The organism is Agrobacterium sp. DKPNP3, assembly GCF_052686535.1.
Genome location: NZ_JBQYSN010000013.1, coordinates 22,001 through 42,147 on the forward strand (window position 1 = coordinate 22,001; position 20,147 = coordinate 42,147).

The 20,147-nt window shown below is 56.6% G+C and carries 21 protein-coding genes, 1 pseudogene and 1 riboswitch; of the genes and pseudogenes, 7 read left to right on the forward strand and 15 right to left on the reverse strand.

The window, feature by feature from the left end:
• Positions 1-243: 243 nt before the first annotated feature.
• Both ACUTJJ_RS05955 and ACUTJJ_RS05960 read right to left on the reverse strand, forming a co-directional pair.
• Positions 244-681 carry an acetyltransferase gene (locus ACUTJJ_RS05955; protein ID WP_445541608.1) on the reverse strand — a complete coding sequence of 146 codons (438 nt, stop codon included), beginning with the start codon at positions 679-681 and terminating at the stop codon, positions 244-246.
• Between the two features lie 86 nt (positions 682-767).
• On the reverse strand, positions 768-1,202 hold the full coding sequence (locus ACUTJJ_RS05960; RefSeq protein WP_445541609.1) for a VOC family protein: 435 nt from the start codon (positions 1,200-1,202) through the stop codon (positions 768-770).
• A gap of 52 nt (positions 1,203-1,254) precedes the next feature.
• Here ACUTJJ_RS05960 and ACUTJJ_RS05965 point away from each other — a divergent pair, with 52 nt between their 5' ends.
• Positions 1,255-2,190: a LysR family transcriptional regulator gene (locus tag ACUTJJ_RS05965; RefSeq protein WP_445541610.1), complete on the forward strand. Its 936-nt coding sequence runs from the start codon at positions 1,255-1,257 to the stop codon at positions 2,188-2,190.
• Between the two features lie 705 nt (positions 2,191-2,895).
• Here the strand turns inward: ACUTJJ_RS05965 and ACUTJJ_RS05970 are convergent.
• On the reverse strand, positions 2,896-3,351 hold the full coding sequence (locus ACUTJJ_RS05970; protein ID WP_445541611.1) for a GNAT family N-acetyltransferase: 456 nt from the start codon (positions 3,349-3,351) through the stop codon (positions 2,896-2,898).
• An 83-nt stretch (positions 3,352-3,434) separates the two neighbouring features.
• Positions 3,435-4,604 carry an MFS transporter gene (locus ACUTJJ_RS05975; protein WP_445541612.1) on the reverse strand — a complete coding sequence of 390 codons (1,170 nt, stop codon included), beginning with the start codon at positions 4,602-4,604 and terminating at the stop codon, positions 3,435-3,437.
• Positions 4,605-4,704: 100 nt separating this feature from the next.
• Between ACUTJJ_RS05975 and ACUTJJ_RS05980 the strand changes: the two genes are divergently transcribed.
• The 3 genes from ACUTJJ_RS05980 (at position 4,705) to ACUTJJ_RS05990 (ending at position 6,821) form a co-directional block, all read left to right on the forward strand.
• Positions 4,705-5,193 carry a MarR family winged helix-turn-helix transcriptional regulator gene (locus ACUTJJ_RS05980; protein ID WP_445541613.1) on the forward strand — a complete coding sequence of 163 codons (489 nt, stop codon included), beginning with the start codon at positions 4,705-4,707 and terminating at the stop codon, positions 5,191-5,193.
• Positions 5,194-5,501: 308 nt separating this feature from the next.
• Positions 5,502-6,104, forward strand: a complete 603-nt coding sequence (locus ACUTJJ_RS05985; protein WP_445541614.1) for a VOC family protein — start codon at positions 5,502-5,504, stop codon at positions 6,102-6,104.
• Positions 6,105-6,329: 225 nt separating this feature from the next.
• Positions 6,330-6,821: a YcxB family protein gene (locus tag ACUTJJ_RS05990; protein ID WP_445541615.1), complete on the forward strand. Its 492-nt coding sequence runs from the start codon at positions 6,330-6,332 to the stop codon at positions 6,819-6,821.
• Between the two features lie 965 nt (positions 6,822-7,786).
• Here ACUTJJ_RS05990 and ACUTJJ_RS05995 read toward each other — a convergent pair.
• Positions 7,787-8,659 (reverse strand): LysR family transcriptional regulator, encoded by an 873-nt coding sequence (locus ACUTJJ_RS05995; RefSeq protein WP_445541616.1) that lies wholly within the window; start codon positions 8,657-8,659, stop codon positions 7,787-7,789.
• A 268-nt stretch (positions 8,660-8,927) separates the two neighbouring features.
• Here ACUTJJ_RS05995 and ACUTJJ_RS06000 point away from each other — a divergent pair, with 268 nt between their 5' ends.
• Positions 8,928-9,620 carry an alpha/beta fold hydrolase gene (locus ACUTJJ_RS06000; RefSeq protein ID WP_445541617.1) on the forward strand — a complete coding sequence of 231 codons (693 nt, stop codon included), beginning with the start codon at positions 8,928-8,930 and terminating at the stop codon, positions 9,618-9,620.
• 106 nt (positions 9,621-9,726) lie between these two features.
• Here ACUTJJ_RS06000 and ACUTJJ_RS06005 read toward each other — a convergent pair whose 3' ends face one another.
• From ACUTJJ_RS06005 to ACUTJJ_RS06030, 6 genes and pseudogenes are all read right to left on the reverse strand, one after another.
• A complete protein-coding gene (locus ACUTJJ_RS06005; protein WP_445541618.1) occupies positions 9,727-10,491 on the reverse strand; it encodes a 3-oxoacyl-ACP reductase in 765 nt (254 codons plus the stop codon).
• A gap of 23 nt (positions 10,492-10,514) precedes the next feature.
• A pseudogene (locus ACUTJJ_RS06010) lies at positions 10,515-10,713 on the reverse strand (bifunctional hydroxymethylpyrimidine kinase/phosphomethylpyrimidine kinase); the annotation flags it as partial.
• A gap of 47 nt (positions 10,714-10,760) precedes the next feature.
• Positions 10,761-11,396, reverse strand: a complete 636-nt coding sequence (gene thiE, locus ACUTJJ_RS06015) for a thiamine phosphate synthase (RefSeq protein WP_445541619.1) — start codon at positions 11,394-11,396, stop codon at positions 10,761-10,763.
• On the reverse strand, positions 11,393-12,193 hold the full coding sequence (thiM, locus tag ACUTJJ_RS06020; protein ID WP_445541620.1) for a hydroxyethylthiazole kinase: 801 nt from the start codon (positions 12,191-12,193) through the stop codon (positions 11,393-11,395). Before thiM ends, thiE begins: the two co-directional genes overlap by 4 nt.
• A gap of 50 nt (positions 12,194-12,243) precedes the next feature.
• Positions 12,244-12,340: riboswitch (TPP riboswitch) on the reverse strand.
• Between the two features lie 280 nt (positions 12,341-12,620).
• Positions 12,621-13,391, reverse strand: a complete 771-nt coding sequence (locus ACUTJJ_RS06025; protein ID WP_445541621.1) for an SDR family NAD(P)-dependent oxidoreductase — start codon at positions 13,389-13,391, stop codon at positions 12,621-12,623.
• Positions 13,388-14,935, reverse strand: coding sequence for a CoA transferase (locus tag ACUTJJ_RS06030; protein WP_445541622.1), 1,548 nt, complete (start codon positions 14,933-14,935; stop codon positions 13,388-13,390). The genes ACUTJJ_RS06025 and ACUTJJ_RS06030 overlap by 4 nt, the downstream gene beginning before the upstream one ends.
• Here ACUTJJ_RS06030 and ACUTJJ_RS06035 point away from each other — a divergent pair.
• Entirely contained in the window at positions 14,935-16,143 is a 1,209-nt protein-coding gene (locus ACUTJJ_RS06035) for a citrate synthase family protein (RefSeq protein ID WP_445541623.1), read from the forward strand. The two genes, ACUTJJ_RS06030 and ACUTJJ_RS06035, sit on opposite strands and share 1 nt — an antisense overlap.
• Before the next feature lie 290 nt (positions 16,144-16,433).
• Positions 16,434-16,775 (forward strand): cupin domain-containing protein, encoded by a 342-nt coding sequence (locus tag ACUTJJ_RS06040; RefSeq protein WP_445541624.1) that lies wholly within the window; start codon positions 16,434-16,436, stop codon positions 16,773-16,775.
• 24 nt (positions 16,776-16,799) lie between these two features.
• Here the strand turns inward: ACUTJJ_RS06040 and trbI are convergent, their stop codons facing one another.
• Genes trbI through ACUTJJ_RS06060 form a run of 4 tightly spaced genes read right to left on the reverse strand, consistent with a single transcriptional unit; the run spans position 16,800 to position 20,132 of the window.
• Positions 16,800-18,107 (reverse strand): IncP-type conjugal transfer protein TrbI, encoded by a 1,308-nt coding sequence (gene trbI, locus ACUTJJ_RS06045; RefSeq protein WP_445541625.1) that lies wholly within the window; start codon positions 18,105-18,107, stop codon positions 16,800-16,802.
• An 11-nt stretch (positions 18,108-18,118) separates the two neighbouring features.
• Positions 18,119-18,598, reverse strand: coding sequence for a conjugal transfer protein TrbH (gene trbH, locus ACUTJJ_RS06050; protein ID WP_445541626.1), 480 nt, complete (start codon positions 18,596-18,598; stop codon positions 18,119-18,121).
• Positions 18,598-19,452, reverse strand: a complete 855-nt coding sequence (gene trbG, locus ACUTJJ_RS06055; RefSeq protein WP_445541627.1) for a P-type conjugative transfer protein TrbG — start codon at positions 19,450-19,452, stop codon at positions 18,598-18,600. Before trbG ends, trbH begins: the two co-directional genes overlap by 1 nt.
• A 17-nt stretch (positions 19,453-19,469) precedes the next feature.
• On the reverse strand, positions 19,470-20,132 hold the full coding sequence (locus tag ACUTJJ_RS06060; RefSeq protein ID WP_445541628.1) for a conjugal transfer protein TrbF: 663 nt from the start codon (positions 20,130-20,132) through the stop codon (positions 19,470-19,472).
• Positions 20,133-20,147 lie beyond the last annotated feature (15 nt).

The following is a 20,147-nucleotide window of genomic DNA, read 5'->3' on the forward strand; positions in this document are numbered from 1 at the left end:
GATAGAGAGCTTTCGCTTGGTGAACCGTACGGCAGCAATGACGCTCTTAAGACAAGGAAATTTTTCTGTTGCGCGACGACACTCGCGCTTACAAGTGCGAAATGGCGGGATAATCAGGATCACCATCGGTTTGTATAAGCGCTTGAGAGCCGGCGCACACGCGAGTCACCGTTTAGGGGACAATAGGTTGGTGAACTGGAACTTCAATTTAAAGGGTCATCTGGAAAGACGCGGGAACCCACGTCATTCCCCGTATTTCAAGTGTATGAGCGGATAAGGCCTTCCCTGCCCGTCAAGTGGTGACCGGCCCGTACTTCGAAATCCCATTTTTTCGTAAAAGCCAATCGCTTGACCATTCTGTTCATTGACGTCGGTTGTCATTTCAGGATGAAGTGATAGTCCGTGACGTACCAGAGCTGCGCCAATTCCAGTTCCTCGACACGGTGGATCGACGAACAGCGCCTCCATGTGGCCGTTGTCAATCAGCATAAAGGCTAGCGGGTAGTCGTCAGCGTTGACCGCGATCCAGAGCGGAGCCTTGGGTAGAAAGTCACGCACCATCTCTTCAATTTCATGGCGATCCTGAGGTGAAAGGAAGTCATGGGTCGCATCTACCGCTGCCCGCCAAATTTCCACCACTCGTTCGTTGTCATCAGGGTTAGACCATCTAATTTTGATCACGACACCACCTCTGTTGTTTCTCGGCAAAAGTGAATGTTGCCGAACACTAAAACGCTGCAAGCAGCCATTGAGTAACAATGCGACCGTCAGCGTTGCGAACCGGCGCGAAAAGCGATTTCCTGCCCGTACGACAGCTCTAGTGTGTTGCCATCCGGGTCGGAAATATACGTCCAGAGGCCGACCGGCGACCCGCTATCGCGTGGGGCAGACCGCAAGATACCGCGGCGCTCAGCCTCAGCGGCAAGACGCAACACATCGTCCGGCGTGGCACAGGCGATGCCGATATGCCCGAAGGGTCCGAGTGGTGTATCATCTAACTTCCTAGATGCAACTAGGACAAGTGCGAAGGGACGCAAGCCATCGGCCATCCAGGCGACCTCTTGGATATCGCCGCCTGCTGTTCGACGATGAATCACCTCAAGGCCGGCGAATTCCCGATAGAAGTTGATGCTCTTATCAAGGTCGCCCACGACGATTGCTACGTGAGACAGGCCGAGATCAGTTTCAGGTGACTGGACCATGTTCGATTCTCCTTTGCTCTCAATTCTGGATCATTGAAAAATTGAATGGAAATTGATATTCAATATTCTCGCTATGCACGATTCGAATAATATTCATCCATCCGATTTGGGCCTGCTGCCTGTTCTCGAGGCACTCCTCGAGGAGCGCCATGTCTCCCGCGCAGCTTTGCGGCTCAACCGTTCACAGCCAGCGGTTAGTCATGCTCTGGCACGGCTGAGAGATATTTTTGACGATCCGCTGCTGGTGAGAGCCGAAGGTGGCCTGCAACCCACAGCGCGGGCGCTTCAACTTGCAGAGCCGCTCGGCGAAGCCCTTGCGCTGATGCGTTCCCTTGTCAATCAAACTTCATTCGACATGGAGCAGTGTAACAGCCATTTCCGCCTTTCCCTGTCGGATTATGGAGCTGCAATCCTACTTCCTGCTCTCGTCTCACGGCTCCGAAAGTCGGCCCCGTCAGTGGACCTGTCTATCGTGTCGTATGGTCGAGAGCGCGCCCTCGCCGCGCTTTTGGACGGGGAGATCGATATGGCCATTGGCGTTTACCCCAAGCTGGAGCAAGTCAGGGATCTCAAAAACGTGGTGCTTTTCGAAGAGACATTCGCCTGCCTCTTCGACCACTCGGCTGGAAGCAAAGCATTATCTCTCAAAGATTATCTTGCGCGTCCGCATATCCGAGTGAGTGTTGCGCTGCAGGATAACAGCGAGGTCGATGAAGCGCTTTCTCGTCTTGGCCACAAGCGCCGCATAGCAGTCCAAATTCCGCACTGGTCCGCTGCGCCCGACCTCGTTCGTGAAAGCGATCTTGTGTTGACCGCAGCAAGCCGCAGCATCGAAGGTTTGAGCGGTGGAAGCCTCCAATGTGGCGAACTGCCTTTCCAGCTTAGCAAATTTCCATTCGTCCAGACGTGGCACCGGCGCCGTGAAAAGGATGCAGCGCATCGATGGCTGCGGGAGGAAATCGCTGCTATAGCCGTTAGACAGATATAAGCACCAGGCCATTCATCTGTCCACCATGACTTCAGGTAGAATGATCCTTGGAGCGGGTAAGACAGGTATTAGAGCATTTCCTGATTTTTCAGAATGGGCCTGCATTCCCGAGCCCGCTTTGTTCTGATTCAATGATGCTGCCTGAATGGAAGGCAAGCATCGGATAACCGCACCGTTTCAAATCATCTTCGTGAGCGTGTTGTTACCGCCGCGGTGAGCGAGAGAGTATCTGGGCCGTGGCCGTACGGTTTAATGTCGCGGCGTCTTCAGTGGTTAAGTGGTCGCAACACTACCGCGCGACTGGATCGGTTGGCCCCGACAAGATGTGTAGTCATTGCAAGCGCATTCTGGAACCTCCATCGTGGCCTCATTGCCGAACGGCTTGCTCAAAATCCGCATTTGACGCTGCATGGACTGAAGGCGGACCTCGCCTCGCGAGGCATTGCCGTTCTAACATAAACGATCTGGAAGTTCATCCGCAGCGAGGGGCTACGTCAAAATAACCGATGCCCTCAGAAATCCGGTGTTGGTGGAAAGCCAGCGGGCGCTGCCTGTGCTTGCCAATATCTCCACCAATTTGGCTGTCTGCCGTCAGTGATGATATGTCGCGGCCCACTCATTTCAAGCAAGCGGGTGAGGTTTGGCTCAAGACTACGCCCACTCCCGCGAACGACCCGTTTAGATCAGCTTCGGCCGTCTGATCGATCATCCAGCTTTAGACGCTTCCATTGAACCTGTGCCGATAGCAGTTTCAAGCAATCGATATTCATGATTACCAGCTTTACCTTGTCCGACTTCCACGAAGCCGTTTGCTAAGTAGAATGCCAAGGCCCCTCTGTTTGCGGAGACACATTTGAGTTGGTATCGAACCGACTTCCATCCAGGCAGAGACGACAGGAGCGAGCGCCCTATTCCGCGCCCCACATAGCGTGGATCGACGTGAAGATGGTGGATAAAATTGCTTGGCTGCCACACCGAAATAAATCCTGTAAGACGGTCATTATCGGCGGAAATCGTTATTGCTTCGCCGTTAGTTTCGGTATCGAAATCTTCCAGCACAAAAGTGGAAGGCACCTCCCAAAAAAAAGCTGCTCGGCGAGATCTCAAAAATAGATTTCGCAGGTCTGGCAAATCGCGAGGTTCTGCGGGTCTTATGATCATTGCTTGCGGCTCCTGTCATCATTTTCTGGCACGGCAGTTTGCAGAGCGGATTTCGCCGCTCAAGTATCTCTTGACCCCGCATCTCATGTAGGACAGGAGATGCGCCGGCATGGGTCAAGGCTCATTGCGATAAGGCAAAGTACCGCACAAAGGAGCATCATCAGCCACCAGACGAGTGACAGGTCAGCGAGTAACTGTCGTAACAATCCAGCCACTAACGGCATCACCGCTGCCAAAACATAGCCCCCTCCCTGTACAAATGCCGCGATGGTGGCAGCTTCGTCAGCCTCATCGCCATGATCCATTGCTACGATAATCGAGAGAGGGAACAAGGCTCCAATCCCTACACCCGCCGAAACTGCTGCTGGCCAGGCAAATGTTTGCGGTGAAATCGCAAGCCCTAGCATTCCTAAAAAAAGAGCTCCGATCGCGGCCAACAAAGCAGGACGTCTGTCTGGCAGGAAATTAATTGCCGAGGACACGGTGAGCCCCGCGATCACCTCCGCAACCGTCACGGCTCCCAGAAGGCCACCTGCCCTTTGTGCCGACCAGCCCATCTGGGTGTAAAAAGGCGGCAGCCAGGCAAGCACCAGCGTGTATGCCCCCGTACCTAAGCCGAAAAATGTCAACAGGAGCCAGGCGCGTGGCTCTCTATAGAGATGTAACGGTTTGTCGCAGACCCGATGCACGACTGTTTCAGGACCAAGCGCATGTCGCCAAATCAGCAGTGCTATCGCAGCGGGTGCGACCCATATTCCCAAAGCTGCCCTCCAGTTCAGCGTCACGGCGAGCCATGGCCCAGCCATTGCCGATATAAGGGCCCCCGCCATTATCGCTGTTGAATAAAGGCCCATCATTCCCGCCGCATCGCGCTTCGCTTGACGACGGATGACCGCAGGCATGACCGCCTGCACCAACGCTATCCCGATACCCCCGCAAATTGCGGTCATCAGCAAGATTGAAGCACTGGGTAGGAAGAAGCGGACGGCGTGGCTAAAGAGAAGAACGAGGAGTCCCGTCGCGATCGCCGTCTTGTCGCTGACAGCAGCACGGAGCGGGCGGATTGCGAAGAGAACAGCGCCCATCAACCCTACGGGCAGCGTTGTGAGTAAACTGGCGGCCAAATCCGAGAGATCCGTTGCATGCTGTATCGTATCAAGCAAGGGTCCGATGACCGCGATGGAAGGCCTTAAATTGAGTCCGACGAGCAGAACCGAAGCCGGAAACACCCAGCGATGGCGACGACCGATCATAAAAATGGCTCCTGGTAAAATCTTCGCTTGCGGTTGCAAGTTACCGCCGATATGAATCTTGACATAAAGATATGTATCTTGATGTCAAGATAGGTTGTGCATGGACCGTGCTTCAAAAGCTGCCGATCAGTGGGCTCGTGAGCGGCCCGACTTGGATACCGGCGCGATGATACTCCTCGGGCGCTTGGGCGAGGCAGCGCTCGTCATTACGCGAGAACGGCTCAATCCTGTATTTGCCGCGTTCGGCCTTCAGCCTGGCGAATTCGATGTGTTAGCAACCCTGCGTCGGAGTGGAGCACCGTATGCGCTAACACCAACCGACCTTTATGAAGCGGCGATGATTTCATCGGGTAGCATGACAAACAGAATAGATCGGTTGGAAAAGGCTCAGTTGGTGCAGCGTCAGCCCAACCCAAGCGACAAGCGTGGCACCTTGGTTGCACTTACCCCTCAGGGTTTGGCTTTGATAGATCGGGCAGTGGAAGCACACGTTGTCAATCAGGAAGCGGTGCTGGCAGGACTTACCAAGAGTGAACGTGCAGAGCTCTCGGCTTTGCTGGAAAAGCTTCTTGGGCATGTTCAGAATTGAACAGTGGGGGTTGGGAAAAGCGGCGCGGGAAGACTACCCATGGGTACCTCTTAACTTGTCAGAGTAACTTACGAGACTTTCCTGCCCGGAGTTTCGGATCACGCCTAACTGTGGTTGGAAACCTGTTGACGATCCATCGGGATCGAAGACCAGATCTCGGAAGATGGTTTTCAGGAGATCGGCTAGTTCCTGAGCCAGTTCACTTGTATTATCTTGTTTTGCAATCTCAATTCGAAGGCTGGCAGGCTCGGCAGCCTCCATCGATCTTGCGGATGCCAGAAGGTGTTTGGTGCGCAGTACGAACCGTCATGCCCAAGCCAAATCTCAAAGCACGCCAGACCCCGGCAAAAGGATCGCAATTTGGATACCATCTGGAACCGGGCCTTGACACAGCCCGGTCAGCCCGCAGCCCTCACGCTATACAGAACTTTTGGGTGGAGTCGCCGCCGCTGGCATGGTCCGGCGAGATGAAAAAGGACATCCCTGTGACCCTCAGATTCGGCTATACCATTCTCTATGTTCCAGATGTTCCAGCAACGGTCGCCTTTTACGAGGTGGCCTTCGGCGTGACGCTTCGATTTCTGCACGAAAGTGGTCTCTATGCTGAGATGGAAACCGGCGACACCACCTTAGCCTTCGCCGGCGAAAAGATGGCCGAGATGAACGGGGTGGCTATTCGGCTCTTGCGTGCAGTTGATCTGGCCCAAGCGGTGGAGATAGCGTTGATCTGCGACGATCCGCAAACCTCATGGGACAGAGCGGTCGCGGCAGGGGCAAACCCACTGACGCCGCCAACGATCAGGCCTTTGGGCCAGGTTGCCGGCCATGTCCGCGACCTGAACGGCGCTCTGGTCGAGCTTTGCTCCGACATGAAAGGATCGCCTGAGGAGCCGATATGCAGCCCACAATAGCTTCACCTATACTGACTACATGTTTGATGGCAGGCTTTAACGAACAGAGCTTGTTTGGCTTACCAAAATCCATTTCATCTCGACGTGCTCGTTTTCAATTATGGCTCGGCCGCGGCTCCCACGAGCGGTAGGTTAAGTTCGAGCATGTAGAGAGATGTTTTACATCGAGCAGGTGGTGGCTTGTATCAGATAACTTATACCATGAATGCGCGAGACTATGCGGCTATGACACGTGTTCTGACGAAGCGGTCTCTGGCAAGGAATAGCTTGGCGTTCGTCCTTTGGCTATTTTCCCTATGGTACTTGATCGGTCTACTCACAGATATCGTCAATCCAAAGCTCATGGCAACATTTCTTTATGCCAGCAGCTTCTACTTCTGGATCTTCCTCGCCATCATAGCAGTGTCCATCCTGCTTTCTTTTTTTAATCATTGGCTCGCTGCTGGAATATCCTTCTTTTACTTCCGGCAGATCGCTTCTGCAGGTGCGACACTGACCTTAACCATGAGCGAGGGGGGTGTTGAGAGCCAGTCGGAAGTCGCCAAAGTGAAATTTCCGTGGCGTGCCGTCAAACGTATTATTCATGAAGGCAATTATTTGATCATGGCGATATCGAGGCGTGAAGCGATCATTTTTCCTCGGCGCGGCTTCAATACGGATTCTGAATTTGAAGCAGCGTATCAATTCGCAGCGGACAGGCTTTCGGCGTATGGCTGATAAGATAGTAACCTCGTGACGGCGGCAAAGACTGCGGGTGCTGAAAAAGATGCCAGACGAACAAGCACTCTCACCAAACTCTGCACCTTCATGGAGCAAGAAATTTTCAGAGCGGGGTCGCTTCCTATCTCGTTATTCGTTCAATTAGAATTAAAGATCTGGACTGGTTTCATGCGCTTACTACGCCGTGTCCCATAATTGGGTTTAATCGTCTTGACGCTTTGTGATTCAATCTCCCTCGAAACGACATTCCACGCGCCGTTCCGAATTGAGGAACAAAACATGGGCTGCCGACCCAGTCGGCGGGCGTGGGTCAAGATCAATGCCCTGACGGCTCATGATCTGAGCCTTCCGATAGGGCGGAAGATGATCGGCATCTTTGGAAATCTGCAAATGGCGACAGTCGGAGCAGGCCTATTCGATACCATCATTGCAAGCCCGAGCATGCGAATTTTACGCAGCGTGGGACGATCACTACATTAATAGATGTTGGTGTCCAAAATATGTGATGCGATGCGGGATTGGTCAGCGACCGTAAACCGGGTGAATGAGTTGATAACGTCTACCCTTGCCCTCTTTCGGTGAGCGGTCGATCCGCGTGAATGCCACGAAGCCAACAGCTTGGTCGTTCTGTTCATTGACGTCGGTTGTCATTTGAGGATGAAGTGGAAGTCCGTGGCTCACAAGCGCAGCCCCGATTCCTCCCCAAGACGTTGGATCGACAAACAGAGCCTCTGTGTGGCCGCCATCGATCAGTATGGAGGCGAGTGGAGATTCACTAGCGTTAACAGCGAGCGAAAAAGGGGCTTGGGCACCCTCCTTCGTTTGAGCGCGGTGCTCCCGCGACAAAAGTTCTTGGGTTGCATAAAACGCTTTATTCCAGTTCCGGTTGCGCTTCTACGCTGATTGGCACGCAAGGTGAAACTTCAACTGCGCGTTCTTCATTTCCATCTTAGTCGCCTCAATCAATGATCGATGACGAGATTTCGGACAGCTGTTTTAAGGATATCAGACAGTTCTTGCGCCGCTTCGGTCGGATGATCTTGTTTGAACATTCTCAATTCGAGGTCCGGCAAACTCGGAAGACCATCGACAACTTTTTTTACTTCCGGTGGCACACGGTAGGCGGTGCGAACTGTCATGCCCAATCCAAACCTCAAAGCGCCCCAAACTCCAGCCAAGCTTGGGGTCGTCAATGAAAGGCGCCACTTGATCCTTGCGTCCTCTAACGCGCGAAGTGCAGCTTGTCGAAACAGGCAGGGATGTTCGTAGAGGACAAGAGGCAAATCGCCTCGCGGACCTCTAATAACGTCGATGTTCTCATCTTTGGCTAACCAGAATATCGGCATTGTTGCCAAAAGTTCTCCAGTCGCAGGGCGACGTGCTTCGCAGAAGGCAATAGCAACGTCCAGTTGACCTGCCTTCACCTCTTCCTCGAGTGCGTAATTTCGACCCGCACGAACTGCGACATGGGAATTTGGGCGGTTATTGGCAAATGCCGTAAGGGTAGCGGGCATGACATCTTCAAAAAAATCTTGCGGCAAGCCAAGCCGTATTGTTGGAGGTGCTACCGACGCACCCAAAGCCGCCGCTGCCTCATCGTGCATAGCAACGATCCGCCGTGCATACTCGAGAAGTGTTTCGCCTGCCTCGGTTGGCGCGAGACCGCGACCCTTCCGTTGAAACAGCGGATGGCCAGCCTGATCTTCCAGGCGTTTGAGTTGCATGCTGACAGCGGACTGTGAACGGCCGAGTTGAACTGCAGCACGCGCAAAACTGCCCAACTCGATGCCCATGATCATCATACGCAACGCTTCGATGTCGAATTGAGGCACCATCTACCCGATTCCCTGAAGTTGGATGTAGTATCTATCGAAATATTGTAATATTTGCTATAGGCGCCGGAACCTCGAAAAGCGTTAATGCCGCTGCGTTTGGAACCATCAACGAACGGCTGGAACGACCGAGGATTTTTGCCTGTTCGCGGGGCAAAAGATAGCTGGCTGCGTTGATTACGGTTCCGTTCGCGGAAAAACGGGCAGTGTCCCGACGCGGAACGAACTCGACCAGAATATACTCTTAAAGGTGCGGTTGGGAGATGCGAAAATGGCACTACTGATGATCCCAGGTTACATGCTGGACGCCGCACTTTGGCGCGAGGTTGAGCCAGATCTAGCCCCCTACGGCCCCATTGTTCATGCGGATCTTACTCAAGATAATTCCATCGCTGCCATGGCGCGGCGCGCCATAGCGAGTACCCCTTCTGAGTTCATTTTGATTGGTTTTTCGCTGGGAGGCTACATCGCCCGCGAAATCGCGCGGCAGGTTCCAGAGCGCGTGAAGGCGTTGATTTTGATCGCAACCTCGTCACGCGGGGATGGCGACCTGCGAGTAAATCGAAAAGAACCTATTACGCAGCATAACGCACCTGAGACCTTTAAAGGCCTAAGCAGAGCAGCGATAAACTCGTCGCTGCATCCCGATAATACAGGTCGCGATGACCTTGTCTCATTGATCCAAGCAATGAGCCGGCGCATCGGTTATGCTGCCTTTGAGCGGCAGTCGCTTCTCGTCCGACATGATGAGCGCGGCGAACTAGCAAAGCTAAAATGTCCTTGCCTCGTAATCGCTGGTGAGCAGGATAGACTCCGATCAAGAGCGGAAGCAATCGAGCTTCACCGAGGAATACCAGGGTCCACGCTTGCCGTCATCGAGGGAGCGGGCCACATGGTGCCACTGGAAGCTCCGAGGTTGCTGACAGCAACTATCTTGGAGTGGCTTTCCAAATTATCGCACTAAAAAACATGCGTAATTTCAAATTTGGGTGCCAGTGCTAACCGCCCGTAACTCGATTGCTATCGCCGGTCCGCGGTCGACTTTTGCTCCGCTGGCCCTTTGCCTTGCTTCAGCCGAACACAAGGCCACCATCGACAATGAGGTTTTGGCCCGTCACGGCCCTCCCCCACGGACTGACAAAAAATAGCACGGCATCTGCCGCCTCTTCCGGCGTGGTAACACGGCGCAGCGGCGTGCTGGCTGCGACCAGGTCGAACACTTCCTCTGGAGTCGCACTGCTCGCTGTTGTCGTCCGAAGCAGACCACCAGAGACCATGTTTACTGTGATACCGTCTGGCCCGAGTTCGGCCGCGGCGGTGCGGGTGAGCGAAAGGAGCGCGGCTTTAGCGGCGGTGTAATCGTGGTAGGGGACAACAGGATTCTGGAATAAGTTCGTGCCAATCGTCACGATTCGACCAAAGCCAGATGCTGCCATGCCGGCTCGCACCGCCTGTATCAGGTTAAGCGCGCCCTTTAGGGCGGTATCGAGTTGCCCCGCCATGTCCTGCCATAAGAGATCGCTGAGCTTAGGCCGCGCATCTCCATTGAAGCTGAAATCGGTCAGTGCATTGTGCACGACCGTTGTTGGTGCACCGAACCCATCAGTCACCTCGGCAACCAATCGGTTGACGGCGTCTGTATCCCGAATATCGGCCTGGAAGGCGCGTGTTCGATCGCCGAGACGGTCCGCCAGCGCTTCGGCTTCCATTCGGCTGGTGCGATAATTGATAGCCACTTTTGCGCCTTCACGTGCGAGAGCTTCGGCAATCGCCGCGCCAAGGCCACGTCCGGCGCCGGTTACGATGACCGTCTGCTTACTGATATCAAGTGTCATGCCTTTCATCCTTCCTGATTGCGCTATAGCGCATGAAAATGTTGCCTCGGCCTATGGCCGGAACCGATGTGGAGCGTACCCACCTTGGCGACATAGGCTTTGGCAGCCGCCATCGCTTGGCTGAGTTGCCCCCCCGTTGGCGAGTTCGACGGCGAGCGCGCTGGAGAGGGTGCAGCCAGTGACGCGCGTATTAACTGCCTGAACTCTCGCTGCCTCGAACCAGACCGTGCTGGATGGGTCAGAGCCGGCGATCGAAAGAATGTCGCATATCACCCTTTGACCTTTCTGATTCGTTCCGCGATAAGCGCAGCCTCTGCGCGTGGATCCGGCCTGCCACATATGGCCGAAACGACTGCAAGCCCTTGGGCGCCCGCTCTAAACACCTCATCAACATGCCCGGCTTTCAGGCCTCCGATCGCCACCGACGGGACCGGGCATATTGAAATTAACCTGGCCAATCCGTCTAAGCCGATTGGCTGCTTGTGATCAGGCTTGGTCGGCGTTCCGAAGACAGGACCGATGCCGGCGTAGTCGACGAGATCGACGTCCACTGCGGCAGACAGCGTTTCCGTCTCGACGGAGAGGCCAAGGATCATGGAAGGGCCGATCAGTCTGCGGGCTCTGCGCGCATCCATGTCCTCCTGACCGATGTGCAGACCGTCGGCGCGGATAGTGATCGCCGCCTCGACGTCATCGTTAACTATGAGTAATGCGCCGGTGCCCGCCAGCGCTGCCTTCAGCGCGTGGCCGGTTTCGATTATCGCCGCCGTGTCGGCGTGCTTGTCGCGCAATTGCACGATCGTTGCGCCACCGGCTACCGCGGCGCGGGCCGTCTCTACCATGCCGACTTCGGCGCAGAGATCAGGATCGAGAACGAGATAGAGCGAGAGGTCGAAGCTTTTCATGCCGCACGAATCCTTGCCTGTCTGTCGAGCGTCGGGCCATCAAGGGCGGAAAGCGCGTCAAGGAAACGCCACGCAAAGGAGCCCGGGCCATCCGCTTGGCGCGCCGCGTTTTCGCCTGCCACTGCGAAGATGGTGAGCGCCGCGACAGAGGACACAAGCGGATCGGTCGGGAAAACCGCCGCTAAAGCACCAACGAGGCAGGTGAGTGAGCATCCCAGCGCCGTGACTGCAGGCATGAAACGCGACCCACCTTCGACAACGAAGGCCCGCTCGCCATCGGTAACGAAATCGATCTCGCCAGTGGCAGCGACGACCGCCCCGTGTGCTTTCGCGAGGATGCGGGCAGAGGACTGCGCTTGCTCTACCGGATCGCGGCTATCGACGCCTTGCCCGCGACTGGTGCCACCGGCCAAGGCAATGATCTCGGAAGCGTTGCCGCGAATGATAGTCGGGCGATGGGCCAGTAGCGCATCGACCGCCTGGCGTCGGAAACTCGTCGCATAGTGCGCCACAGGATCGAGCACCCAGGGCTTTCCAGCACGGTTGGCGGCATCTGCGGCGCTGCGCATGCCTTTCATCCAGCCTGCTGACAGCGTGCCGATGTTGATAGTCAATGCGCGGGCGATGCCTGCGAACTCGCTCGCTTCTTCCTCGGCATGGACCATGGCGGGAGAAGCCCCGGCGGCGAGCAGCACATTGGCGGCGATGTTCATTGCCACGAAATTGGTGATGTTCTGGACGAGCGGCGGATCGGCGCGTAGCGCCGTCAGTAGGCTTCCGGGCGAGGTCTGCTGCATGTTGCTCCTTTCGAACGGAGCAAGACGCGGGAGCGGAACGCAAAAGCCTGCGAAGATCCCGAGCGACTCCCTCCGCCAGCATTATCTGGTTCAGGTTCCAAGGGTACTTCTCAGCCCGCCTTTCGACGAACGCCCCTGTCTCTCAATGTGTTCGTTGTTGCAGAGAACCGAACGATTGTCACTTTAAAAAGCAGCCAGCCCGGCTGGGACTCAGCGAGTTATTGCAAGCTGGTTTATGTTGCTTCTTCATGATTGAAGTATGATTCCGACGACTCGGATTTCCCAGCGAGGAAGCTATAAATAGGATCGGGTTAGATCTCCTCAGGAAAAATCCTGCGCTATTTCTTTGCAAGGTTAGCGAGCATATCCTTGTGTGCAAGGCTGTGCATTTAAGTGCGTTGACTTCATGTGTCGTGGAAAACCGAGGCTAGCGTCCACGCTCTGCGCCCCCGTTGACCTGAATGATCTGCCCAGTGATATGTGCAGCCTCAGCAGAGGCAAGCCACCCAATCGTATGAGCGATATCTGCGGGGATGCCGGCCCGGCCGTTCATCGTTTCGGCAATCTTGGCCTGATGCAGCGCATCAGACAGAGCTGTACCAAAGAAGCCCGTCTCGGACACATAGCCGGGCGCAATTGCGTTGACCGTGATGCCTTTGCCGCCCAGCGACTTGGCAAGATCGAAACAGTAAGGATGCAGGGCTGCCTTGGCACCACCGTAGCAGCCATTTCCTGAGCCGCGATAGGCCGCGATCGAGCTCAGGAGAATGATGCGTCCTCCCGGAGACCGCAATTGTGGCAAAAGAGCTTCTGTGAGAAGGACAGCGGCAAGCGTGTTGTTGCGGAAATTGTCGTTCCAGCGGCGGGCCACACCCGCCAATCCGTCAGCATAGGTTTCAGCCGGAAATTGACGCAGCACGTGACCGCCCGCAGCGTTGACCAGCACGTCAAGGGTCGTAAGCCGGTCCGATAGATCAGCTTTAATGGCCTCAACCTCCGGCGCGTTTCCAAGATCACCCGCAATCACCAAGACATTCGGTGCCTGCGGAAACTCGCGCGCAATTGCAGCTGCGGCATCCTCCAAAACGGACTTCCTTCGGCCAATGATGGCCACTTGCGCACCGCGTTCCGCAAAATATCGCGCCGTCGCCAAACCGATACCGCTGCCGCCGCCGCTGATAACAACTGTTTTGGTCATGATGTAAGCTCCGTGGATGAGGTCGATTTGGTGTTCAGCCAGACCGGCGGCGATGATCCCAGTTTCGGGGCGGGAAGATCCCAGCCCATTGTGACGCCATCAATTGCAGCAGGCGGTCGCAAACGCCGCGCCGGTCCCCAACCGGTGCGCTCGATTGCATCCGACAAGTCTTCCTGCTGTTCTGGCAAGAACGCCGTCGTATCGGCGGATTGGTGGCCAGCGGACACCAGCAATTGTGCGGTGCGTGCCAGCGATGCGCGGGCTTCGAGGACGCGCCCGGTGCGCAGTCTTTCGGTCAGGCCTCGAACTACCGCGGCGGCCATCAAGTAACCTGTCCCGTGGTCGATGGATTGTCCGGGCAACGGCGTCGGGCGATCACGACCCATCAAACGCATGCCAGTATCGGCGATCCCGGTACTCATCTGAATGAGACTGTCGAAGCCGCGTCGTCCTTTCCACGGACCTGTCCAGCCATAGGCGTCAAGGCAGACGTCGATCAAGTTGGGATTGATTGCCCGACGCTGTGCCGGATCGAAGCCGAGGTCTGCCAGCGCCCCCGGTCGGTAGCCATGGACGATCACGTCGGCCCCGGCGATCAAATGGGAAAGTCGGTCGCGCCCTTCTGCGGTCTTCAGGTCAAGTCGCGCGCAGCGTTTGCCAAGGACAACTTCTGGGACCGTCCCGGGCTCCTCCCATCCAAAGGGATCGATCCGCAAAACATCGGCACCAAAGGCTGCCAGGAAGCGTGTTGCAACAGGACCGGCGAGGATGCGTGTCAGATCAAGCACGCGGATGCCCTGAAGTGGGCGTTCCGCCATCGGGGTCCAGTGCGCTGGGGTGGCGGCAGTTGTCCACGCAAGGTGTATCAGTGGCTCGGCGTTCACGGCTAGCCCTTGCGGGTGTTCAGCCCATGCCTGTTGTGTACGCATTGATGCTGCACACCCACCACGTTCGACGATCGCGGCCTCAAGATCGGCCGCGTTCCATTTCTCCACAGCCTGCTCGACTGAGCTTTTATCGATAGGTGTTCCGAGAACGGACAGGACGACGTCGCGGTGGTGGGGCGCATTCGTGTGCAGCCGGATCCAGCCGTCAGCGGCCTGATAATCACCAGCGATCGGGTCCCATTGCGGTGGCAATGACCAATCCTGCGGGCGGAGGGATGTCAGAAACCAATAGGACGCAAGTCGCCGGTCGATCCCGACCGTCGGAAGAGCGCCCGATGCGACAGCAGACAACTCCGCTACCGCAAGACTGGCAACCCCGATCGTTGCAGCTGCCAGTTCGGTGACGTGGAACGCTGACGGAAGCACACCAATTCCTGAAAATTTGATGTGTTTCAATTCATCGGGGTCACCCCCGATGGACGTCCACGACGTTTGTAGAAGCTTGTTCGGAGACGGTTTATCTGAGGTTGGGTTTGGCCCAAAAGCAAAATTGTCAGGCATGGCAGCCTCCCAAATGGAAGATATTGCATCCATCGCCACGCTAGAATAATTGTCAACGTTGATTAATCTTGTCAATATAACTTTGAGGGTCTGCAATGCCTCGTTACATGTCCTCCAGGGAGGCGGCAGCCTATTTGCGGGTGTCTCTGCAGACACTTTATGCCTATGTCAGCCGAGGCTTGCTTCACGCGGAAAACGGGCCCGGCCAGCGTGAAAGCCGCTATCTTGCCACAGATGTTGAGCGCCTCAGAGACAGGAAGGAAAAGGGCCGTAAGCCAAGGGAAGTGGCGAAAGCAACGCTGAGTTTTGGCCTTCCTGTTCTGGAGTCGGCGATCACCCTTATCGAGAACGAGCGCCTTTACTATCGTGGCCTCGATGCATTGGAGATAGCCCGTACGCACAGCGTCGAAGAGGCGGCGGCTCACCTCTGGCAATGTGATATCTCTGCGTTCGACCGTTCCGCGCCCTCTTCTGACAGTTCTCTTTTGGTCGTGATGGATAACTTCCGGGGACGGCGTGCGGAAGAGGTGCTGTTGCCACTCTTCACGCTGGCAAGTGACGATGCCAGAACTGCGCTGTGGCAGACATCGCAGCAACGCCTGGCGGAAGGTAGTATTGATCTTGTGCGCATCCTGGCTGGATGCTTGCTGGGCACGGAGCCGAATGCAAAGCCACTTCATCAGCAATGCGCAGACGTCTGGGGCATCGATAGCCGCGGGGCGGACCTCATTCGCAGGGCCCTCGTTCTTTGTGCTGACCATGAATTGAACGCATCAAGTTTCACGGCGCGTTGCGTTGTATCGACCGGAGCAAGCCTGAGGGCCGGCATCATCGGGGGATTGGCCGCATTGACGGGCGGCCGCCATGGGGCGACCACCGCTCGCGGTGAAGCGCTTTGGGACGAGGTCGTAGGTGATGAAATGGGTACGAAGATACGCCAGCGATTAGCACGAGGCGACGACATTCCCGGTTTCGGCCATCGATTGTATCCTTCCGGAGATGTTCGCGCGGCAGATCTACTGGCGTCCATGGCACCCCTCGACCGCGATTGCCAGGAACTCATACATCATGGACACGATTTAACGGGGGCCCGACCTTCCATAGATTTTGCGCTGGTAGCCCTACGGCGCCACCTTCGGTTACCGCTCGGTGCGGCTTTCGGCGTGTTTGCCTTGGGCCGCTCGATCGGCTGGATTGCACATGGTCTGGAACAGCGACGCAATCCCGACATCATTCGGCCACGCGCGGCTTACACGGGGCATATACCATCTGACGTAGATCCCCATTATGGAGTGCCTCGGTAAGAAACGTAGACCTGCAAGGGTAAGCGCCAGCTTTGCGGACAGTTGAAGCTGACCTAATTTGGCTTTAGATCCTTTAGCACCCTATTTGGCACATCATTGTAAATGATTACCGACGACACATAGGAAAGCGGGACTATAGGACAAGGCGATGCGGCGTCCAGCTTATCTCTTGTCACCATTGTGGAGATCTCGCTAGATCGGCGTCGTTTCTGTAGCCATGATGAAGTTGGTGCCAACTCGGATTTGTCGCGATTTCTGAGCGACTTTAGGGAACCTCTCGGGAGAGAACGATGAAGCGAAATATTGACAATGCAGAACATTACAATTGGGGCTCGGAGTGCGATGGCTGGATCCTTTCGCCTCGCCCGGAAATGATGGTTATCCAAGAGAGGATGCCGCCAGCTACAGCTGAAAAAAGACACTACCACAACGTCGCCAGACAATTCTTCTACGTTTTATCTGGAGAATTGACTATGGAGCTCGACGGAACCTACCATTCTATACCAAGTATGTCCGGTATCGAAATTCCTCCTTTGGGGCGTCATCAGGCGCGTAACGATAGCGATGCAGATGTACACTTTCTTGTCATTTCCAGCCCCACGACGCGCGGCGATCGTGTTGATCTCGAATAAAGTGGTAACTGGGGCGTTTACTTATCAATGGTACTGACCCGGGAAAACAATGTCCTGATCGACGAGGACATTGAATTTGTAGCCTGGCCGGATCTGCAGCGTCGGCTGCACCTCCATGTTCCGCTGGATCGTCCGGTCCGCAACGCGTCCGAAAGTCTCGGCAAAATTGCGCCGTGCCGCGTCAGATGCCGTATCCTGCGTGGCAAGCGTTGAGCTCTGCGGCACGGCCATATCAATGCCCGTCCCGATGAGCGCAATCATAACAGCTGAGCCGAAGGTTTTCAGATATTGGTTGTTCACCTTGTCCTTGAACCCACCATAGCCTTCCGCATCCGCGCCGGCCATGCCGCCGATCTGCAATGTCGAGCCGTTCGGAAAGATGATATCGGACCAGACGACGAGCACCCTGCTCTGCCCGAATGAGACTTTGCTGTCATAGCGACCGAACAGTTTCGTGCCCTGCGGGATCAGCAGCCGATGCCCGGTCGCGCTGTCATAGACATTCTGGCTGACCTGTGCGGTGATACGCCCCGGTAGGTCTGAATTGATCCCTGTTATCAACGTCGCCGGAATGACCGAGCCTCGTTTCAGTTCGTACAGGGACTGCTGTGGCACGACGCGGTTTGGCAGGTAGCCGAGATCCTTTAGGTCTGCGTTGAAGAAATTTTCCTTGGCGCTTTGTCCGTTCGGATCGACATTCTGGCCGCCGAGACCAGCGCGTAGGGCCGCGGCATAAAGGTCGGAGGCGTTTGCGCTCGCGGCGGCTGTCGTCGTCCGGCCCCCCGCGCCCTCATCTCTTTCCGACCGCGCTTCCAGCTTGCCGCGATCGATGGCAAGCGGCGCGTCGTAGGCGGTGTCTCGCGCCTGCATTCGGGCCATCCGCTGGCGCTGCTGCTCGCGAAGAATCTGTTCCTGTTGCTCACGAGCAAGACGCGCCCGCCAAACTTCCTCCGGTTCCAGTTCCTGCCCGCGCCGTTGCTCCTGTCTCTGTTCCGGCTGCAGCGTAAAGGGATTTGCCGCCTTCTCCTCGGCCTGTTTCGTCTCGATCGGCGTCGGCTGAAACGTTTCCTGCTGCTGTGGCTCGCCAATGATGCCGTCGGTGACGCCGCGCTTGATCTGGTCGGCATAGGTCGAGGCCGGATTGCCTGAGCTCGTTTCCGGGCCGCTATCGTTGCCGAAGTAGAGCCCGCGTGAGGCGAGCCCAAAGAAGATGATGCCGAGAAAGGCAATCAACAGCACAATGACAAGGATTACCGGCACGCGGTTTACCCGCTTTATGCCGGATGCGGCCTGATTGTTTTGCGCACCACCGAGTTTGAGAGACTGCACCATGATATCCTCCCTCACCCGCGCCGCATGAGGGACAGGGCGCTTGCCGGTGTCGCACCCGATGTCGTCACTGTGTAGGCGCGGCCGAGTTCGACGCTGCTCGTTGAGAGCCGTGCGAGCACCTGGCCGTCATAGGGCACGATGACATAGGCGAGCGGAACGACGGCAGTCCCGCTATCCATCTTCTGGTCGGTAACAACGGCGTAGCCCCATCCCTTCAGCGCTGCTTCAAGTGCCTGGCCGAAGGGAGAACCATCCTGTTTGAGCGCAACGGTTGCCTTCCCCTGTCCGATCTGCTCGGCGAGACGGCTGACCATGTCGCCGGCGATTGCACCGGCCGCCGGTCCGGAGATCTCTGGAGGTGCAGCGCTCGTGGCGAGACCGCCGGTTTCCATTGACTGGCAACCGGAAAGGAGGATGGCGAGGCCACTGCCTATGGCGAGGCAGCGGATGGGGCCGAGGCTGTTCGCGGTGTGGCGAAGGAGATTCCGCATCACCGCCCTCCCCTGCTGATCGTCACCTTCTGCTGCTTCCAGCCGACGCCCGAGACGAGGACGGCACGATCGATATTGTAATCGACCACCATCATGTTGCTCTTCATGCGATAGTTGACGATGCGGTTCTGGCCGCCGGAGACGACGAAGAGAACCGGTGCATCCTGACCGGAGATCGAGCGTGGAAACTGGATGTAGGTTTTCTGCCCATCGGAATAGACTCGCGTCGGCCGCCAGCCGGCACTGCCCGAGACGGAATAGGCAAAGCTTAATTGCTCCGCCGGAACGCCGGCGCCGGGAATGGTGCTGGCTTCCAGCCGCGCGTTGACATCGGCAAGCTTTGCCGAGACCTCCTCGGGATATTCGAACCCGACACGCGCCATATACTGCGTTGCATGTGACTTGAGCTGGATATGATAGGTCCGCCGCGACGTCGTCACCACCATCGACGTGACCAGACCCGGCTCCGACGGCTTGACGATCAGATGGATCGCCTGCCCTCCCGCGGCACCCGAGGTTGCGGGCTCGACTTTCCAGCGCACGGTATCTCCGACCAGCACGTCGCGAACGACCTCGCCACCCTGAAGCTCGATGTCGCAAACCTGAAGCGGTGAGCAGACGACGGATGGCTGTACCTCGCCATAAAGGAAGATGACTTTGCCGTCCGCGCCTTTCGTCACGAGCCCGCGGCCGCCACGCCACTGTGTCGAAATGCCCATTCCCTTCGCCTCGTTGGCGGTGACGCCATCGGCGGCTTGTGCCTGAGAGGTGGAGAGAGCCATGGCTGGGAAAATCATCAGTATCGCTGCGCTCGCAGTCAGGGCGGCTCGCATTCTGAAGTGTCGTATGTTCATGTTGGGAGCCATGCCTTTCAAAGCTGCGCGGTCCAGTCGAAGTCTCTGAGATAGAGACCGATGGGATTAAGACGGATGACCCCCTCGTCCTGGGGTGGCGTCAGTGTCACCGTGGCGATCCCGCGGAAGCGGCGGGTGGCGGTCTCCTTGCCGCGGCGATCCCGCTCGAACTCGGTCCAGTCGATCTGGTAGCTCTGGTTCGACAGAGCGACGATGTTGTTGACCTCGATCGCCACCGTCGCGCTCTTCGCCTTCTCGAAGGGCGAATTCGAACGGAACCAGGCGTTGACCTTTTCCGTCGCGGGATCGGAGGTGCGGAGCAGCCCGTAGGTCCGGTCGATATACTGCTTCTGCACGACCGCGTCCGGCGTGACCGATCGGAAGTTCGAAACGAAACTGCCGAGTGTCGCGCGCACCACGCGGGGATCGGCATACTCGATCTGCTGCGGGAAGCCGGCATTGACTGATGTGCCGAGCTTGTCGACTTCGACGATATAGGGGATCAGCTTGACCTGCGTGCTCTGGTAGAGCGCATAGCCGAAGCCAATGACGGCCATGGTCATACCGGCAATGCCGACGACGCGCCAGGCTGCGGCCGCCTTGACGTACGACCCATAACGCTCGTTCCATTCGTTGCGCGCCGCTATATACGGATTATCTGGGATATTCTGTCCGGCCATTCTTTCAGCCTCCCG

Bases quoted from the DNA above. Each gene is read 5' to 3' on its own strand.
- ACUTJJ_RS06060 (WP_445541628.1), bottom strand. From the start codon at position 20,132: ATGGCCGGACAGAATATCCCAGATAATCCGTATATAGCGGCGCGCAAC.
- ACUTJJ_RS05970 (WP_445541611.1), bottom strand. From the start codon at position 3,351: ATGATCATAAGACCCGCAGAACCTCGCGATTTGCCAGACCTGCGAAAT.
- ACUTJJ_RS06005 (WP_445541618.1), bottom strand. From the start codon at position 10,491: ATGACACTTGATATCAGTAAGCAGACGGTCATCGTAACCGGCGCCGGA.
- thiE (WP_445541619.1), bottom strand. From the start codon at position 11,396: ATGAAAAGCTTCGACCTCTCGCTCTATCTCGTTCTCGATCCTGATCTC.
- ACUTJJ_RS05975 (WP_445541612.1), bottom strand. From the start codon at position 4,604: ATGATCGGTCGTCGCCATCGCTGGGTGTTTCCGGCTTCGGTTCTGCTC.
- trbG (WP_445541627.1), bottom strand. From the start codon at position 19,452: ATGAACATACGACACTTCAGAATGCGAGCCGCCCTGACTGCGAGCGCA.
- ACUTJJ_RS05980 (WP_445541613.1), top strand. From the start codon at position 4,705: ATGGACCGTGCTTCAAAAGCTGCCGATCAGTGGGCTCGTGAGCGGCCC.
- ACUTJJ_RS05995 (WP_445541616.1), bottom strand. From the start codon at position 8,659: ATGGTGCCTCAATTCGACATCGAAGCGTTGCGTATGATGATCATGGGC.
- ACUTJJ_RS06025 (WP_445541621.1), bottom strand. From the start codon at position 13,391: ATGACCAAAACAGTTGTTATCAGCGGCGGCGGCAGCGGTATCGGTTTG.
- trbH (WP_445541626.1), bottom strand. From the start codon at position 18,598: ATGCGGAATCTCCTTCGCCACACCGCGAACAGCCTCGGCCCCATCCGC.
- thiM (WP_445541620.1), bottom strand. From the start codon at position 12,193: ATGCAGCAGACCTCGCCCGGAAGCCTACTGACGGCGCTACGCGCCGAT.
- ACUTJJ_RS06035 (WP_445541623.1), top strand. From the start codon at position 14,935: ATGCCTCGTTACATGTCCTCCAGGGAGGCGGCAGCCTATTTGCGGGTG.
- ACUTJJ_RS05960 (WP_445541609.1), bottom strand. From the start codon at position 1,202: ATGGTCCAGTCACCTGAAACTGATCTCGGCCTGTCTCACGTAGCAATC.
- ACUTJJ_RS06040 (WP_445541624.1), top strand. From the start codon at position 16,434: ATGAAGCGAAATATTGACAATGCAGAACATTACAATTGGGGCTCGGAG.
- ACUTJJ_RS05985 (WP_445541614.1), top strand. From the start codon at position 5,502: ATGCCCAAGCCAAATCTCAAAGCACGCCAGACCCCGGCAAAAGGATCG.
- trbI (WP_445541625.1), bottom strand. From the start codon at position 18,107: ATGGTGCAGTCTCTCAAACTCGGTGGTGCGCAAAACAATCAGGCCGCA.
- ACUTJJ_RS06000 (WP_445541617.1), top strand. From the start codon at position 8,928: ATGGCACTACTGATGATCCCAGGTTACATGCTGGACGCCGCACTTTGG.
- ACUTJJ_RS05990 (WP_445541615.1), top strand. From the start codon at position 6,330: ATGACACGTGTTCTGACGAAGCGGTCTCTGGCAAGGAATAGCTTGGCG.